This is a genomic window from Aestuariivirga sp. (genome assembly GCF_041738905.1).
Taxonomy (GTDB): domain Bacteria; phylum Pseudomonadota; class Alphaproteobacteria; order Rhizobiales; family Aestuariivirgaceae; genus Aestuariivirga.
This window is the reverse complement of sequence record NZ_JBGSOZ010000222.1, coordinates 1-14039: the sequence shown is the minus strand read 5'-3', so window position 1 is coordinate 14039 and position 14039 is coordinate 1. Positions and strand designations below refer to the sequence as shown.

Genomic DNA, 14039 nt, shown 5'->3' with positions numbered 1-14039 from the left:
GTCGATTCCCTTCATCGGCTGACAGGTAAAGCTGATGCCCGACCATCCGATGAACTGCATCTTGTGAAATTCTGCGAGCCGCTGGCCATCTGTTCCTTCGGCCTTAGCAATTGATGGCGACGACACGGCCAGCGCAACATGCAACGCCGCTATCAGGTGTTTCTTCATGGCTTACCTACCTGTATTTCTTTATGCTCTCAATGTCGCAGAATCCGAAATCAACGGTGGCCGTGTGCCCGCTCACCGCACCATCATGAACGGTGATTTTGCCGTTGGCGCGGCTCAAATAGAAAGTCTTGATTCCAATATCCCGGCTCACGGTGGTGATACCGAAGATCACAAAGTCCTGCACGTCAATGTCAACCGGAACTGTGCTGCATTTCCACTCACTGTCATACAAATAGCAGTTCTTGAACGTCCTGTTCGGCACGTCGATTGTCACCTGATTTGCCTTTTGGACATTGCGGCAACTATCGGCAACGCACAAATGCCCCTGATGGAGGGTGCAATTGATAGTGTCCACAATCCCGGTAGCAGCATGCCCACCAGTGGCGCTAACGGCTAGGAGAACGGCGGCAACGGCAAAGGCAAGTCGCATCATGTGCGCGCACCTTCCGGCTGATCGGGTGTTTCAATATAGAAAGTGAACCCCCGGTAGCAGCCTACCCACATGAGGACTGAGAGCAAGTTCAGGGCAACCACGATAAGGAAATAGACGGCGGTGAAGATGGACAGGCCGTGAGCCATATAGGTGAGACTTAGTGAAAACCCGGTCAGTAGGAAATGCAGAATTGGGAACAGGATGAAAAGCATAATGAGGAGGCCATAGACAACTTTACTATAGATGGTGAAGAGCATCCCCGGCTCATTGTCGTCGGGCTGGAAAATGTTCATCTTTGTGCGGAGCATTTTAAGCGTGAAAAATCCCTCATGCTCTGCCGCATTGTAGAAATCAGGGTCGCTTGAAACCTGTTCGGCAGCAACCCCGCCGTAGTGGCTAGCAAGCATTTGGTATGCCGCCCAGTTAAGAAACTCGTTTGCAAAAATGATGACCGCGACCGCGCTTGCAAGAGTGACGATTTCAACAATCGCCGGAATGTCGGTCGAAGCGACGCCCACAAGAGGCAGAGTGAAATTCTTACCAGCGATGGAAAACGCCAACACCGCATCTAGGATGAAGACGCCACGGAAAACCTTATTGCGCTTTTCCTCTCGAATCTGGAGTTGCTGTATGTATTTTTCACGAAGGCTGAATAGGATGCCTTTGCTATCGCGCATGAGCGCCGTTCGGAAGGCAAAGTTCAACCGCAAAAGTGGAGAAATTTTAATCGCCTTCTTCATCCCACTGTCCCAGCCCCGTTGCGCATGTCGTCACGATAACATGTGGTAGAGCAATCGACTAGGCTGGCAGTTTCGCGCGGTTGATCGCTGACTTCACAGGCTCCGGCAGCCGGTTGAACGCCTTGTCCATCTCCGGTTTCATCCATCCCATGTCGGAATCACCGCTGTAGAGCGTGAAGGTGATGCCCATGGAATGGCCGATCACACGCGCTGCAATGTTCTCCGGCAGGCCAGCCGTCTCCAGCAGCCATGCACAGGTGCGGCGGAAGGAATGCCAGTCTACATCTTCGCTGAAGCCCTTGGCAACTAACCAGCGCATGAACCTACGTCCGGGCTCACTGCCCCGGCTCTTGCTCACGCCATTGCCTTTGCCTTTGCCCTTGCCGCTCACTGGTGCGGCGCATAGGTAGCCGCCACGGGTATGGGCCATTTCCACCAGCTTGTTGACGGCGGGCAGGATCACGTCCGGCACCGGAATCAGCCGGTCCTTTTTCTCTTTCTTCACTTTCGGTATGCGTAGGCATGTGATCCCGCCAATGACCTCGACATGATCGGCCCGCAACAGCCATTGCGCGCTCTGCCGCATGCCTAGCAAGGCAACTGCCATCTCCAGCCGCCGCTGATCGTCAGCCAGCGCGAAGAGCCGTTCAAGCTCATCCGTGGTATATCGCCGCCGCTCACGGGTGGGGACAACCTCGACTCGTCTGCCGGTGAAAGGATTGACGGCAACAGCATCGTGCAACATGCAATGCTTCCAATAGCTCGACATGCCAGTCAGCCGTTTGTTGATCGTGGCGCTGGCCTTGCCCGACCGCACGAGGTCCGCCCGCCATTCCATCACTAGCTTGCCGCTGACCTTGGCCAGATCGTCGGCTTTGCGGGCGCGGGCGAAGGACTCGAACTCTTTGAAGATGGCTTCAAACTCTTGCCGCGTCTTCTCCTTGGTCAACGTGGCCAGCCAATCTTTGCGGTAGAGGTTCAAGGGTTTCAGCTTGCCGGTGGCGATGCCCTTGTATCGGTCGGCCTTCTCGACTCCCCATTCGGCCTCGTGATCGTCGGCAATGAACTCGATAGCATCGGCGGGTACTTCATTCTCACGGTCGGCAACCGCCATGGCGTCAATGTCCGGCGTACCGGCCAGCGACTTCGCGGCGCGCTCTATGGACTTCTCAAACCGGGTGAGATGGTCACGAGCTTTCCGTCTCGCCACTTTGTCGTCTTCGATCACACCAAGGGCCTGTTGCAGGTGCCTACCAAGAACCTTGTGGAGTGAGCGCGGCACCGTCATGTTGACGCGAACGCTCTTGCCCCGGCGCTCGACATACTTGTCAATCCATATGCTCTTTACCTTAGCGCCCATGCCGCTCTGCTCCCCATTCTGCTCCCCATCAAATCACGACAAAGCGCTGAAAGCCAAGTAAATCAGGCGTTTTCGTTAATGAGGCGTGAGAGTCCCGCAGGGAGCGCCATCACTCAAAAACATTGATTCTATTGGCTTTTTTGACAGGCCGCTCCCCATTTTGCTCCCCATCTACTCTTCAGTTTTCCAAGTGTCGCCCATATCGAGCTTCACGCTCTTTGACATGACTCGGTAGGTCGTCGCTCGACTTGGCGCTTTCTTGCCGAACTCAGTCTTCAGCCGCTCATGCACGTTGGCGGCAGTATTACCTTCTTTTGCCAGTTCTGCGATGCGCGCGAACATCTCGCCATGCTTGGACTCGAACCGATTGCTTGCCGTCTTCCGGCGCATCAGTTCGGCTTCGGCGTCTAGAACCTCATTGAGCACCTGACGGGCCTCATCGCTCATCTGAAGCCTTTGCAGCCGTGGCCGTGCGGCCTGCAATGACCCGGCAACAAGTATCGTGTCTTTCACCCAAGTGATGCCCATGACTCGAATCTCCAGTGTGATCGACACATGACACGAGACGTGAATTAGATCAAGCGCGGGCAGGCACAAATGGTTAACTTTTTCCTGATGCAACATTCGTCTCACATCAGGAGTTGACATGCGAGATGGGATAGAGTAATCCTGTTGTCGAAATTGCACTGATGACCCGCAAAGGATGACCGCGACGTGACCAAGAAGCCCACTAATCCCAAGAGCCCAGTCGAACGTTTGCGCGGCAAGCCATTGCCCGAACGCGATTGCGCGAACTTCATGTGCGGGATCACTTTCACCCCCAAGTATCCAAATCAGAAGACCTGCTCACCCGCATGCGCGGACGTTCTCAAGATGGAGCGCGCGGCTGAGCGCAAGGCCAAGGGCAAGAAGTCAGGTGGTGGTGGCAAGCCTGTCATGGATGCCAAGGCTGCCGCCATCGCACAGGCGATTGAATCCGGTATCGAGCCCAAGAACCTGCCCGCCGAACTGAAGTGGACCGCGCAACTGGGGATTCCGCATCTCAAGGATTCACCCGAGCGCCGTCAGACCTATCTCCATCATTTGAGCCGTCTTGGACATGCTGAGGGTGCCGCCCGAGCCACGGATGGCATCGAACAGACCGGACGATTTTTCAGGGCCTTGGCGCTGAAGGATTCGGCGTTCGCTGCTGACGTGCGCGATGCACTGAACATCTATGGAGCGGCCCTGCACAAGACGGCCCACCTCATCGCCGTCGAAGGTGTGCTTGAACCTTTGGTTAGCCAAGGCCAAGTGGTCGGGCACAAGCGGGTATGGGCCGAGAAGACGTTGCAGATGCTTCTCCGTAAGCACGACACTGAATTGCGCAATGCGAATCAGGGTGGATCGGGTGCGACCGTCAACATCAACATCGGCAAGACCGGCATGGAAGTTGGTGCCGATGGCGAGGCCATTGCTTTCATCAAGTTGTCAGAAACTTACTACCTGCCCGATGCCGACCGTGAGCACCTGCTGCGAATCTACTCATCCATCCTCGCCCGCCGCGAGCAGATGAAGGAAGTGCCAGCGCTCGACTGGACGCCACCGCAAGAACTCAAGGAACTGATCGACTTGGAAGCAACCGAAATCGAGGATGATTACGATGACATCTGACCCGTTCACCAAGGGCCTGAAGGCCGACCTGACTCCGTCCAATCCACCGCCCAAGGGCTACAAGCTTGTGACCCCGGCTGAAGTCGGCATGCATCTGCCGCCCGATGATCCACGCCGCCATCGCAAGATCGCATTGAAGTTTGATTCGAGCCCTGAAGGTTTTGAGGCGTTCGAAAGGCAAACGCAGCGCACCCACGAGCGGGTCGAAACCGAAGGCGGTGCCACCCTCATCCTTGTAATGGAAGGCCACCCCATCGGCACCAAGACCCACCGTGAGAGGCTTCAGGCTTGGCGTGAAGGCAAGCTGCCACTGCCGAGCTTGGCCGACTATCTCGGCATAAAGGCTCTCACGCCTGCCGGTCATGCATCGCGCGCTTCTGTGCAGCGTTCCGAAACATCTGAGCAGCTTGTCCAGAGACTCGAACGCCAGCGTGAAGAGAAGAGAACCGGCGTGAGACTCGAAGCCGCACCACGCAACCCAACTTTCAGTAGGTGATCAACATGGTATCGAAGAGAGAACAGCGTTGGCGCGATGAAAGGGACCGTCTGCATAAGGCGGACCTCAAGCGCCGTGAGAAGGAAAAGGAACTCGCCTTCATCCGACTCAAGGGTGCCGTGGAACTCGCAACAATCCAACAGGAATTGAATCAGCAGCAGAAGCAAAGGAACAGTCTCATGCCGAACGGAACGAAGAACTACAGCGCCGCCAACAGGGGCGAACTCGCAAAGCTGAAGGACAGCGCAACGAAGGACATGTGGACTCTGCGAAACCACGCAAACAAGTTCAAGGCTGACAGCGCCAAGCTTCAGCAGGAGTACACGGTCAAGCTGGATGAGGTGCCTGCCGATCAGCGCGCCGCCGCAGAGAAGCTTTATCTCGGTGAGTACCAGCGCAAGCTCGCCAAGATGCGCGAAGACCAACTGGAGCAGCGCACCGAGCTTGTCGCGTCCATGAAGGAGCGCGCGGCACTTGCGGCCAGCGCCCGCGAAAATCTCGGCAACACCGTTGTCGCCGCGACCCTGTACGGCATTGGCGATGAACGCCGGTCCCGTATCGAGCAGAGTCTGGTGAACGCAGGCCCGGCCGTGATCGCGGCGGCCGGTGAACGTGCTCGACTGACCGGCGACAAGATGCTGGCGGCCGCCGTGTTCGCTCGCAACGCGGACATCAAGAAGGATCAGCGGCCGATCAACAGCAAGGCATTTGCCGATCTGCACTTCGGTGATGAGGTCGAAGGCGTGGAGGACGCGGTCACGGCCATCGAACTCGCCGCCGTGCAGGCCGCATATGCCGATGCCGAAATCACTGGCGACACGGCCAAGTTCGACAAGCTCGGCTTCGGTTTGAAGTTCAAGGGTGCCCGCTTGGACCCCACCGAGCGTGAAGAGCCCGAGGTCCAGCCGAACCAGCACCCGAACGCCAAGATTTCTCGGGCAATCAACCCGCCTGAGGAAGACTAGAGCCTACCAACCCCAAACTGAAAACAAGGAGAACTTACTATGGCTGTAACAGCAACGAATATTTACAAGGTCGAAGCACTCCCCGGTGGCAAGACGCTCATCGGTGGCGCGAACGTCATGATTATCGGCGCAACATCCGAGGCCAATGCCCGCGTGGCGGCCGCTGCTCATTTCGGCAACGACTCGGCATGGTCAGATTCAACGGTCACCGATCTTTCGGCGTCCGCTGATGGCACCGTCTATCTGGCCGCGAAGGCGGTCTAACGAGACCACTGTGCAAGAGCGGCCCACACCGCTGACTGCATTGTGAAGAGGGATCAGCGGTTGTCATTGTCTCCAACATTACGTTCGCTGATCCCTACCAATTCAAGAACCTGTCAGCCGTGAGGCTGGCGGAAGAGACTGAGCCGGGTTTTGTCGTAGGGACGCGGCTCAGTCTGCCCATTCAGTTGCTGCCGCTGGCGAAAGCCACCGAGCAGTGGGACGAAACCGGCAGCATGCGACTTCGCCTTCCGTGCTGCCGGTGAGTCCGCGATCAACAAGGGAGAGATGATGAGTGCAGTTGCAAAAAAGGTTCTCGGCATGCTGGCCCATGGTGATGAGGCCGTCATCCATGTTGGGCCTGATCAGACGCCGGTCGATTTCATGCGCGCCGGACCCGATCTGTGGATTGGCGATTGCACCACGCCCGGCTGCCGTGGCCTGATCGAAACCGATAGCCCTCTTTACGCAGCGGCACTCTGCCTTTCTTGCGAAAACAAGCTCGACCTTGAAATGGAGGCTCAGGAATGCCCTCGACCGGCTCGGGCTCCGAAGCTCCACCTCGTGGCGCAAACTGGCTCCAGCCTCACCGTTTCAAGCGGAAAGGTGCCCGCAATCAAGTTGGAGATTGTCCAGCCGCCCGTGATCATCCAAACGTGGCCTGCCTGCAAGTCATGCGGTAAGAATTTGGCACCTGACAACTCCAGCGGGCACTTCGCCAGCCGGTGCCCGGACTGCCGGGAATCGACGGCAACCAAGCCGCCCCATCTGTGCCGGGAGTGCGGGACATCGCTCAATGGCAGCCATAGCAGCCGGGAATACTGTTCCGATTGCGCCCGTGGGCGACTACTCAGCGGGCAGCGCCGCCAGACAAAGTCCAGCCGGACCATGAAGGAACGCCGGATGGCCGGATCGGTCGAGAAGTCATGCGAAGGCTGCCAGACGCCGCTCGGCGTGGTTCACCATGCGGTCAAGTGGTGCGAGGCATGCGCCCGCGACCGGCAGAACGAACAGCGCCGTGCTGGCATGGCCCGCAAGCGTGAAGCCATGAAAGTTAGTAGTAATCAAGGAGACCAAGCATGAGCATGGATTTAATTCAGGCAAAGGGAATCCTGCACCGCCGTGGGCTCAAGGTCCACGCCAGCGGTGACGGGTTCAACATCGTGGACCACCAGCACAAGGTCATCCATCAGGACCTCAGTGAGGCTCAAGTCGTGGCGCTGTCCGGCCTCTACCCAGTGTCCGCGCCGCCCGTCAATGGCAACCCGGTGCTCGGTGGTATGGCCAACGGATTCGATGGTGACTGACATGGTGAGGCCCAAGGCTGAGTTCATGGCAATGCGCTTCAAGCAAGTCCTGCTCTCGTGGGACAAGGAGTTCGGTGTTGGCATGAACCGTGTAGAGGCTGAGCCCTTCTTGGCGTTGGCCGATGCCCTCATCAAGAATCGCATCGCCGCTGAACCAGACCCATTTTGAAGTAGGAGACGACCATGAAGAAGAAGTTGCACTACGGCCCGGAGAAGAAGGTCCTGATCGGCCGGAACGGGATGACTCAGACTCGCGCCGTCGAGGTCGCGTTCGCCAAGGCCGTGAACCGCGCCAGCGAAGAGTTGGTGGACAATCTCTGTGCCGCCGATTACTGGCTGCCGCCGCTCTGGCATTCGCTCGCCTTCGATTTGGAATCGCTTGGCACCACGAGCTTCGGTGACACCATGAACCAGAGGCTGCTCAAGCGATCCAAGATCGAAGAGATTGAACGGCAGTGCCGGTTGATCGGTGCCGGTGGCACATTCTATGCAAGCAAGACCGTCACACATTGAACAAGGAGAATCCCAAAATGAAGCAAGAGCCCAAGGACATGAACGATTTCGAGTACGTCATCCAGTCGTTTCGAATCAGGACCGAAATCAACGGCACCACTCACCTCGTGGTCAAGTGCTGTGGTATCGAGGTCGAGCGCATCGCCATCGCATCCGAAATCAAGGCATCCGGCCTGCCCAGTATCGTCAAGGGCATGGCCGATCAAGCCGCGCTCATCGGGCAGGGATTCTTCACCGCTAGCATCTGCGTGGTGCCTGAAGCGTTGGAGGTCGTGGTCGATCACGTGCGCAACTCGGAAGCCGCCTGAGCACCATGACAAACGACACGGCATGGTGGCCGCATAATGCACTGAATATCGAGGCTGACTCTTCTGAGTCAGGCCTTGCGGTGCTCGTGGCGCTGGCCGCACGGCATGTCGGCATGCCTGTGTCGCTGGATGTGAATCCACTCAGCCTGAGCCTGCCCGATGCACCCGTGGTGGCCATCGTGACATCGAACGGCCCGCTGGCCGTCAAGATGCTCAAGGCATGGTCCTATGTGCCTGCCGCCCGGCCCGGCCTGTTCGAAGGCATTGACGGCGGCGAAGGACCGGGACTCCCGGATGACTCGGAATGGACCGGGTGGAGTGAGTCGTACCAGAATGGGAAGCGCATCGTCATCGCCAAGCCGGGCGATCCACTGCCCGATGGTGCCTTCGTCATGGCGTTGGCGTCAGAATACCCGCTGGACTCGTGGGAGTGCTCGCTGCTGAAGCTGAGCCCGCGCGGTCCACATGGCTACTACCTGCTCCAGAACCTCACCACCGGCCACCAGATGGGTTGCAAGCTCGTGACCCGCCACGGCTCTCTGCTGTGCGGCAACACTCGTGAGAAGGTCACGGTGGCTGATGCTCGGCCGGTGAAGACCACCAAGAAGTGGCTGGCTGGCTCTGTCTTGCTGGAAATGTTCAAGGTGGTTGGCCGCAAGAGCGAAATCGACGCGCCGGTCAGTGTGAAAGACATCGCTGAACGCTATCGGGTCTGGTATCGCATCCAGCATCCGCGCTGCCGGGACATCCCGTGGCCCGAGACGAAGGCGCTCACGAAGTTGAGGCTGGAGAATCCCAAGGCAGCCGCGCCGTTCACCGGAGCCATGCCCAAGCTCGACTCCTCAGTGGTGCGCCTGATCACTCAGGCCATTAAGAAGGGGCAGTGGGTGAAGGACCCTCAAGGCTGGACCCTGATGGCCGAGGGCACACGTGTGCGCCGGTCTGCCGTCATGGTGCGAGTGGTGCCGGGTGATGTGAACCTGCCCGTCCACGAGGCCCCTGAGCCCGAAGGATACCCCCGCCCCAAGGCCGCACCGAAGAAGAAGTATCCACCGCACCCGGAGTTGATCGAATGCGGTCATGACTGGATCGAGGTGCGTGAGGGTGAGACCGATGCAGACGACATTCGGTACTACGTCCCCGATCACGAAGCCGAGTACGTCGAGAAGTACGGCGCATGGCATCCCGACTATGAGAAGATGCAGGCCGCGAATGTCGCCGCCCGAGCCGCCCGAGCAGCCGCCGAGAGCACTCCCGCCTAGCCCTTTGGCATGGCGCTTGCTGCGTGGTCTGCAACTATCCCGAGTCGGTATAGTTCAACCAGACAGCAAAGGAGCCCACCATGACAGCACTTGCAATTCTCGACCGACCCGCCACCGATCTGGCGGCAGCCATTGCGACCGCCAGCACCGGCGAGTTGCAGGACATCAGTGCCGGAGTCGAAGCACTGCGAGCCCAAGCCAAAAAGCTCAAGGACAGGACATTAGAGGTCAAGGCCCTCACCGCCCGCGCGTTGATCGAGCGCCGCTTCGGTGTTCTAATTCGGGACGGCAAAGCCGCTGGCACCATTAGCGAAGGTGCCCCAAAGAAGGACGCGATCACGCTGTACCAACTCGGCCTCAGCCTCAACCAGTCAAGCCACTACCAGCAACTCGCTGCCCTTCCCGATAAGACATTCGAGTTTTGGCTCAAGTCGTGGGAGACCAGCTTCAGGGGTGGCGGCAGCCAGTTTCCGACGAATTTCATTTTGGCACAGACCAAGCAGGCGGAAAGACAGCGTGAGGCTGCCTTCCGCTATCAGCAGGCCGATGCCCGCCAGCGTGAGAGGGCCAAGGTTGCCTTCCATCCTTCTGCCGCCGCCGAGCCCATGGTCGAGGACGCGGACTTTGAGGTGGTGGAAAATGGTCCTGCCCCGGAGCCAAGGATCGAGGGCATCATCAACTTCTCAATCCCGATCTGCGACCTGCACACGCTGGATGAACTCATTCGTGGGCTCATCAAGGATGAAGACCCGGATGTAGGTATTGTGATCGAAGCCCTGAAGCTCCGGTCTGAAGGCCGCTTCAAGGAAATCGACACGACCGGCAATTTCAAGTCGGCCCACCAGATCGTGATCGACCCCGAGGGCTTCGACAACATCTAAATGGGAAAAAAAATGGGGTTTTCCTGAAGCCATTTAGGTTTCCGGGATACCCCCCAAAACCCCACCCGTGGATTAACCCCTAAAAAACCGCCTTCTATGGTTTATTGTGCCTATGTTTCAATGGTTTACGAGGAATCTACAGCGGGAAACTGCTGGACTTTATTCCCACCCATCTACAGCGGCAAATTACTGTGCCGAGACAATGACATGACACAGTAATTTGCGGCTCTAGATTCCTCGTAAGTGCTTGATATTTTGCGCCAATTCAAGGTCGATTTTGACAGTGGATTCATTCCAAGCTAAGCCTAGCTCACTCGTAAGAAGTGGGCACTTCCTTACTCGTTCGCATTCGCAGATATAAATCATGCGAAATATGGTATGCTTCGCGGTCAATATGAAAAATCGGGGATACGGATAGTCACAGATGGATCGAAGGGTTGAAGGACGCGGGAACCCTGCCTACGGCCTTGGGGCCTTGGCATCCCGCTCCTAAGCAAAGGGGCGATAGGAAGGTGACTCTGTAGATCGCTGAAGAGGGCTCGGGTAAAAGCCACGGCCGACACATGAGAACAAAAAGGCCTTGGATGGCGTGAACCCATGGGGGCATCAAGAGGCGGCGCTGGTGAGCATAGGAGGGCAGGGGAGGGGATGTAGGCAGGGCAACGCCAGACGAGTGCAGTGTGATACCCCGTGTAGTTTTCAGGGCATAGGAGACTCCCCCGAAAATTCCACGGGTAGGAGACTCCCGGCAAATTTTCTGGCACCTGAAAAGATTCTCAAAAGTTCCTGCGTTGGGAGAATCGCTCCAGAGGTTTTCCACCCATGTTTCACCGCAGATATGCTACGCGGAAACAAAGATTCATGGGACAATTTCCTGAACAAATGCCCGCATGGTGGGCAAATGCCCATGGATCGGGGGGTGGTGTGCAGGCCGCTTGCCCACAACCCGGAGCTAACTGACGAATCGTAACACGTATAGTTACAGTTAAAAAGGCCCATTAACGCTACGTTTTAAGGCTAATGGACATGGTTAACGCAGCGGAATTTGAGCCCACCCGTGGCTCACCTATGGCACCTGATCCACACCTCTCGACAGGCCACCCGATAGTGCCCGGATGATCGGCCAAACCACCGGCCAAATGCCAGCCTCATAGGAGCCCGTACAGCGCCCGCGATCCTGCCGAGCCCCATCCATAGGTCCAAGCGCGCCGAAGCCACTCCACGGCTCGCAAAAGCCCATTGCTGGCGGAAAATCGAGCCCGAAGGATACCGGACACAAAAGCGAAAATGATTCCAAAATTGCGCGCGGCCACCAGCCGGGCAGCTTGCCCACATAGAGGCCGGTGGGATGGGCAGCTTGCCCACATAGACGGGCAGCTTGGTCACATAGGGATATGCTTCGCGGATTTGAGTCGATCTGAGGGGAACCTGTTAACCCCTCGTTAACCATGTCGGACCTGTGCCAGACAGGGACAGCGTTAACGACCTCGTTACCATTGATGCAAGGCCGGTGCCATATCGAATCGAAGCTGGCCGTTGAGTCAATGATCGGTAAAGCTACGCGGTAAAGCACATGGCGATTCAGCCGCTAAAATTCAAGTGATTCATCATGTGCCGATACAAGACTCCATATATGTCTCAATTCAAGATATGAGACACATGCGGCAATCCCGCCGCTGTGGAGTCTCAAGATGATTGCGAACATGACCGCTTTAACCGCTGCATTGCTGGCCGTTCCCGTGCTCACGGGATTGCAGACCATGAAAGCGCCAAACGCTGGCCAGATGCCAGCCGCATGCACATTGCAGCATGTCGAGTACCTGGACGAATCCGGCAAGGTCCAGATGACCGATTGGCAGACCTATGACTGCGGCGCTGGCCTTGGCGTCATCAAGGAGTCAGCACATGGCTAAGCCCATCGTGAAGACCCCCGGACCGATTGACGCCGATGCAATCGCATGGGCAGTGCGCGAAACACTGCTAGGCCAGATGACACAAGAGCCGGACGTGAGTCCCATGCCAGCCGTGAGCAAGGCATGGATTGCAGCCGTCAAGCTGGCAGGCCTTGTCCTAGTGCTGGCAGCGCTGCGATTGATCGGCGCTGCATTCGGCTGGAATCCCTAACGACACTGTGAAGGCCATGGCGCAATCCATGGCCTTTTCTCTTGCGGCACGTGTCTTGCTAGGGTCCGCCCTAATCGTCACGTCTCACCGGCAACCGTTTTCCGTCTCGAATAGGTCCAATCGCAATTCGAGACACAGAGTCTAGAATCAAACGAGACAAAGGAGTCCACCATGAACCTGATAGGCTACGCCAGAGTCAGCAGCACCGATCAAAGCCTAGACGTGCAAGAGGATGCATTGAAAGCAGCCGGTTGCCAGTTCATCCGTTCCGAGAAAGTCAGCGGCAAGAGCAGGGAAGGCCGGACGGAACTGGAAAACCTACTTGGCGTCATCCGCGCCAATGATGTGTTGACAGTTCACAAGCTCGACAGGCTAGGCCGGTCCACTCGTGACGTGTTGAACCTCGTGCATGAGCTTGAGCAGCGCGGCGCGCACTTGCGAGTCCTAGAGCCCGCCCTAGACACGTCTGGACCTATGGGGCGGATGGCTGTCACAGTGCTAGGCATGGTCGCTGAAATGGAACTGGGGTTCATCAAAGAGCGCCAGCGCTCCGGCATTGAACGCGCAAAGAAGGCTGGAGTCTATGCTGGCCGCAAGGCAACCATTGACGCTGATCAGGTGAGACGACTCAAGGCTGATGGCATCGGCGCGGCTGCCATTGCAAAGCAGCTAGGCATTGGCCGCGCCAGTGTCTACCGGCTGCTAGACTAACCATATCCCGCCACGGCCAAGGCCTGAGTCGAGCAATCGACTCGGGCTTTCTTTTGCCTCATAGTCCATCAAGGTTAAGACTTAAGGTTAACGAAGCCCTCCCGTTAAGACTCTGTTAACCATGACCCCCCCTAGGTATCGAATCCTAAATGACTTAGGGGCAGGGTGGGGTGTGGTCAACGCACTGTCAAGTTACTACTAAATAGCTTATTTATGGAATTTTTCCTCAGAAATCAGGGGCTCGCATGATGAGGCAATATTTTTCCTGATTTTTCAAGCCCCTACATGATGAGGAAATCAGTCGGGCCGTTCTATCTGTTGGCAGTTATGTAGACAGCAACAAACTCTTTGATGTTGCCGACGATGTGCGGTGTGATGGACGATGATGGATTATTGCCAGCTTGAAAGGCGATCCACTTGTTCCACAATTTCAGTGTTCCCGACCGTGGCGATGCGTCTGGAGACGGAGCAGACGCGAACGCCTCAACAGCATTGGCGTAAAATGATTCTGCATCTACATTCACCACACCGCTGTTACCATCACTCGTCGTCACAAACTCAACGGCGAGATTCAATGGATGCGTCAGGTTCGCATTTCGCTTGGCTAGCAACCTGTTGACGTTGTCGCAATCGACACAGGATGAGATTGGAATATTCGACTGCGCCGCGATCAGAGCGAACTCCTGCGCCACCAATTGGCAGGACGAAAGCTGCCAGTCGATTCCCTTCATCGGCTGACAGGTAAAGCTGATGCCCGACCATCCGATGAACTGCATCTTGTGAAATTCTGCGAGCCGCTGGCCATCTGTTCCTTCGGCCTTAGCAATTGATGGCGACGACACGGCCAGCGCAACATG

At 57.1% G+C, this 14039-nt stretch carries 19 protein-coding genes; 14 read left to right on the top strand and 5 right to left on the bottom strand.

From position 1 onward, the window contains the following. Positions 1–175: 175 nt before the first annotated feature. The 4 genes from ACEW8Q_RS22745 to ACEW8Q_RS22730 form a co-directional block, all read right to left on the bottom strand. Positions 176–601: a hypothetical protein gene (locus tag ACEW8Q_RS22745; protein ID WP_373506364.1), complete on the bottom strand. Its 426-nt coding sequence runs from the start codon at positions 599–601 to the stop codon at positions 176–178. Next, positions 598–1341 (bottom strand): hypothetical protein, encoded by a 744-nt coding sequence (locus ACEW8Q_RS22740; RefSeq protein ID WP_373506363.1) that lies wholly within the window; start codon positions 1339–1341, stop codon positions 598–600. The genes ACEW8Q_RS22745 and ACEW8Q_RS22740 overlap by 4 nt, the downstream gene beginning before the upstream one ends. Positions 1342–1399: 58 nt before the next feature. Then, the gene (locus ACEW8Q_RS22735) at positions 1400–2629 is read right to left on the bottom strand and encodes a tyrosine-type recombinase/integrase (protein WP_373506362.1); all 1230 of its coding nucleotides are present in this window, start codon (positions 2627–2629) and stop codon (positions 1400–1402) included. A gap of 243 nt (positions 2630–2872) precedes the next feature. Next, positions 2873–3229 carry a hypothetical protein gene (locus ACEW8Q_RS22730; protein WP_373506361.1) on the bottom strand — a complete coding sequence of 119 codons (357 nt, stop codon included), beginning with the start codon at positions 3227–3229 and terminating at the stop codon, positions 2873–2875. A 345-nt stretch (positions 3230–3574) separates the two neighbouring features. Here ACEW8Q_RS22730 and ACEW8Q_RS22725 point away from each other — a divergent pair, with 345 nt between their 5' ends. From ACEW8Q_RS22725 to ACEW8Q_RS22660, 14 genes are all read left to right on the top strand, one after another. Further along, positions 3575–4354: a hypothetical protein gene (locus ACEW8Q_RS22725; protein ID WP_373506360.1), complete on the top strand. Its 780-nt coding sequence runs from the start codon at positions 3575–3577 to the stop codon at positions 4352–4354. After that, positions 4344–4850 carry a hypothetical protein gene (locus ACEW8Q_RS22720; RefSeq protein WP_373506359.1) on the top strand — a complete coding sequence of 169 codons (507 nt, stop codon included), beginning with the start codon at positions 4344–4346 and terminating at the stop codon, positions 4848–4850. Before ACEW8Q_RS22725 ends, ACEW8Q_RS22720 begins: the two co-directional genes overlap by 11 nt. A 5-nt stretch (positions 4851–4855) precedes the next feature. Continuing rightward, positions 4856–5815: a hypothetical protein gene (locus ACEW8Q_RS22715; RefSeq protein ID WP_373506358.1), complete on the top strand. Its 960-nt coding sequence runs from the start codon at positions 4856–4858 to the stop codon at positions 5813–5815. Between the two features lie 39 nt (positions 5816–5854). Next, positions 5855–6079 carry a hypothetical protein gene (locus ACEW8Q_RS22710; RefSeq protein WP_373506357.1) on the top strand — a complete coding sequence of 75 codons (225 nt, stop codon included), beginning with the start codon at positions 5855–5857 and terminating at the stop codon, positions 6077–6079. Between the two features lie 285 nt (positions 6080–6364). Then, complete coding sequence (locus ACEW8Q_RS22705; protein WP_373506356.1) at positions 6365–7159, top strand: hypothetical protein; 795 nt, start codon at positions 6365–6367, stop codon at positions 7157–7159. Next, a complete protein-coding gene (locus ACEW8Q_RS22700; protein WP_373506355.1) occupies positions 7156–7383 on the top strand; it encodes a hypothetical protein in 228 nt (75 codons plus the stop codon). The genes ACEW8Q_RS22705 and ACEW8Q_RS22700 overlap by 4 nt, the downstream gene beginning before the upstream one ends. A gap of 1 nt (position 7384) precedes the next feature. Continuing rightward, a complete protein-coding gene (locus ACEW8Q_RS22695; protein WP_373506354.1) occupies positions 7385–7552 on the top strand; it encodes a hypothetical protein in 168 nt (55 codons plus the stop codon). A gap of 14 nt (positions 7553–7566) precedes the next feature. Beyond that, positions 7567–7896: a hypothetical protein gene (locus ACEW8Q_RS22690; RefSeq protein ID WP_373506353.1), complete on the top strand. Its 330-nt coding sequence runs from the start codon at positions 7567–7569 to the stop codon at positions 7894–7896. Positions 7897–7913: 17 nt separating this feature from the next. Then, the gene (locus tag ACEW8Q_RS22685; protein ID WP_373506352.1) at positions 7914–8204 is read left to right on the top strand and encodes a hypothetical protein; all 291 of its coding nucleotides are present in this window, start codon (positions 7914–7916) and stop codon (positions 8202–8204) included. Between the two features lie 5 nt (positions 8205–8209). Further along, entirely contained in the window at positions 8210–9466 is a 1257-nt protein-coding gene (locus ACEW8Q_RS22680; protein WP_373506351.1) for a hypothetical protein, read from the top strand. 80 nt (positions 9467–9546) lie between these two features. Next, positions 9547–10347: a hypothetical protein gene (locus ACEW8Q_RS22675; RefSeq protein ID WP_373506350.1), complete on the top strand. Its 801-nt coding sequence runs from the start codon at positions 9547–9549 to the stop codon at positions 10345–10347. A gap of 1703 nt (positions 10348–12050) precedes the next feature. Beyond that, entirely contained in the window at positions 12051–12260 is a 210-nt protein-coding gene (locus ACEW8Q_RS22670; protein ID WP_373506349.1) for a hypothetical protein, read from the top strand. Further along, entirely contained in the window at positions 12253–12471 is a 219-nt protein-coding gene (locus ACEW8Q_RS22665; protein WP_373506348.1) for a hypothetical protein, read from the top strand. Before ACEW8Q_RS22670 ends, ACEW8Q_RS22665 begins: the two co-directional genes overlap by 8 nt. 171 nt (positions 12472–12642) lie before the next feature. Then, a complete protein-coding gene (locus ACEW8Q_RS22660) occupies positions 12643–13182 on the top strand; it encodes a recombinase family protein (protein ID WP_373506347.1) in 540 nt (179 codons plus the stop codon). 311 nt (positions 13183–13493) lie between these two features. Here the strand turns inward: ACEW8Q_RS22660 and ACEW8Q_RS22655 are convergent. Next, positions 13494–14039 (bottom strand): hypothetical protein (locus tag ACEW8Q_RS22655; RefSeq protein ID WP_373506346.1); only part of this gene is annotated, 546 nt, incomplete at its 5' end.

Coding starts and splice junctions, on each gene's coding strand:
- ACEW8Q_RS22745 (WP_373506364.1), bottom strand. CDS start 601: ATGATGCGACTTGCCTTTGCCGTTGCCGCCGTTCTCCTAGCCGTTAGC.
- ACEW8Q_RS22740 (WP_373506363.1), bottom strand. CDS start 1,341: ATGAAGAAGGCGATTAAAATTTCTCCACTTTTGCGGTTGAACTTTGCC.
- ACEW8Q_RS22735 (WP_373506362.1), bottom strand. CDS start 2,629: ATGACGGTGCCGCGCTCACTCCACAAGGTTCTTGGTAGGCACCTGCAA.
- ACEW8Q_RS22730 (WP_373506361.1), bottom strand. CDS start 3,229: ATGGGCATCACTTGGGTGAAAGACACGATACTTGTTGCCGGGTCATTG.
- ACEW8Q_RS22725 (WP_373506360.1), top strand. CDS start 3,575: ATGGAGCGCGCGGCTGAGCGCAAGGCCAAGGGCAAGAAGTCAGGTGGT.
- ACEW8Q_RS22720 (WP_373506359.1), top strand. CDS start 4,344: ATGACATCTGACCCGTTCACCAAGGGCCTGAAGGCCGACCTGACTCCG.
- ACEW8Q_RS22715 (WP_373506358.1), top strand. CDS start 4,856: ATGGTATCGAAGAGAGAACAGCGTTGGCGCGATGAAAGGGACCGTCTG.
- ACEW8Q_RS22710 (WP_373506357.1), top strand. CDS start 5,855: ATGGCTGTAACAGCAACGAATATTTACAAGGTCGAAGCACTCCCCGGT.
- ACEW8Q_RS22705 (WP_373506356.1), top strand. CDS start 6,365: ATGATGAGTGCAGTTGCAAAAAAGGTTCTCGGCATGCTGGCCCATGGT.
- ACEW8Q_RS22700 (WP_373506355.1), top strand. CDS start 7,156: ATGAGCATGGATTTAATTCAGGCAAAGGGAATCCTGCACCGCCGTGGG.
- ACEW8Q_RS22695 (WP_373506354.1), top strand. CDS start 7,385: ATGGTGAGGCCCAAGGCTGAGTTCATGGCAATGCGCTTCAAGCAAGTC.
- ACEW8Q_RS22690 (WP_373506353.1), top strand. CDS start 7,567: ATGAAGAAGAAGTTGCACTACGGCCCGGAGAAGAAGGTCCTGATCGGC.
- ACEW8Q_RS22685 (WP_373506352.1), top strand. CDS start 7,914: ATGAAGCAAGAGCCCAAGGACATGAACGATTTCGAGTACGTCATCCAG.
- ACEW8Q_RS22680 (WP_373506351.1), top strand. CDS start 8,210: ATGACAAACGACACGGCATGGTGGCCGCATAATGCACTGAATATCGAG.
- ACEW8Q_RS22675 (WP_373506350.1), top strand. CDS start 9,547: ATGACAGCACTTGCAATTCTCGACCGACCCGCCACCGATCTGGCGGCA.
- ACEW8Q_RS22670 (WP_373506349.1), top strand. CDS start 12,051: ATGACCGCTTTAACCGCTGCATTGCTGGCCGTTCCCGTGCTCACGGGA.
- ACEW8Q_RS22665 (WP_373506348.1), top strand. CDS start 12,253: ATGGCTAAGCCCATCGTGAAGACCCCCGGACCGATTGACGCCGATGCA.
- ACEW8Q_RS22660 (WP_373506347.1), top strand. CDS start 12,643: ATGAACCTGATAGGCTACGCCAGAGTCAGCAGCACCGATCAAAGCCTA.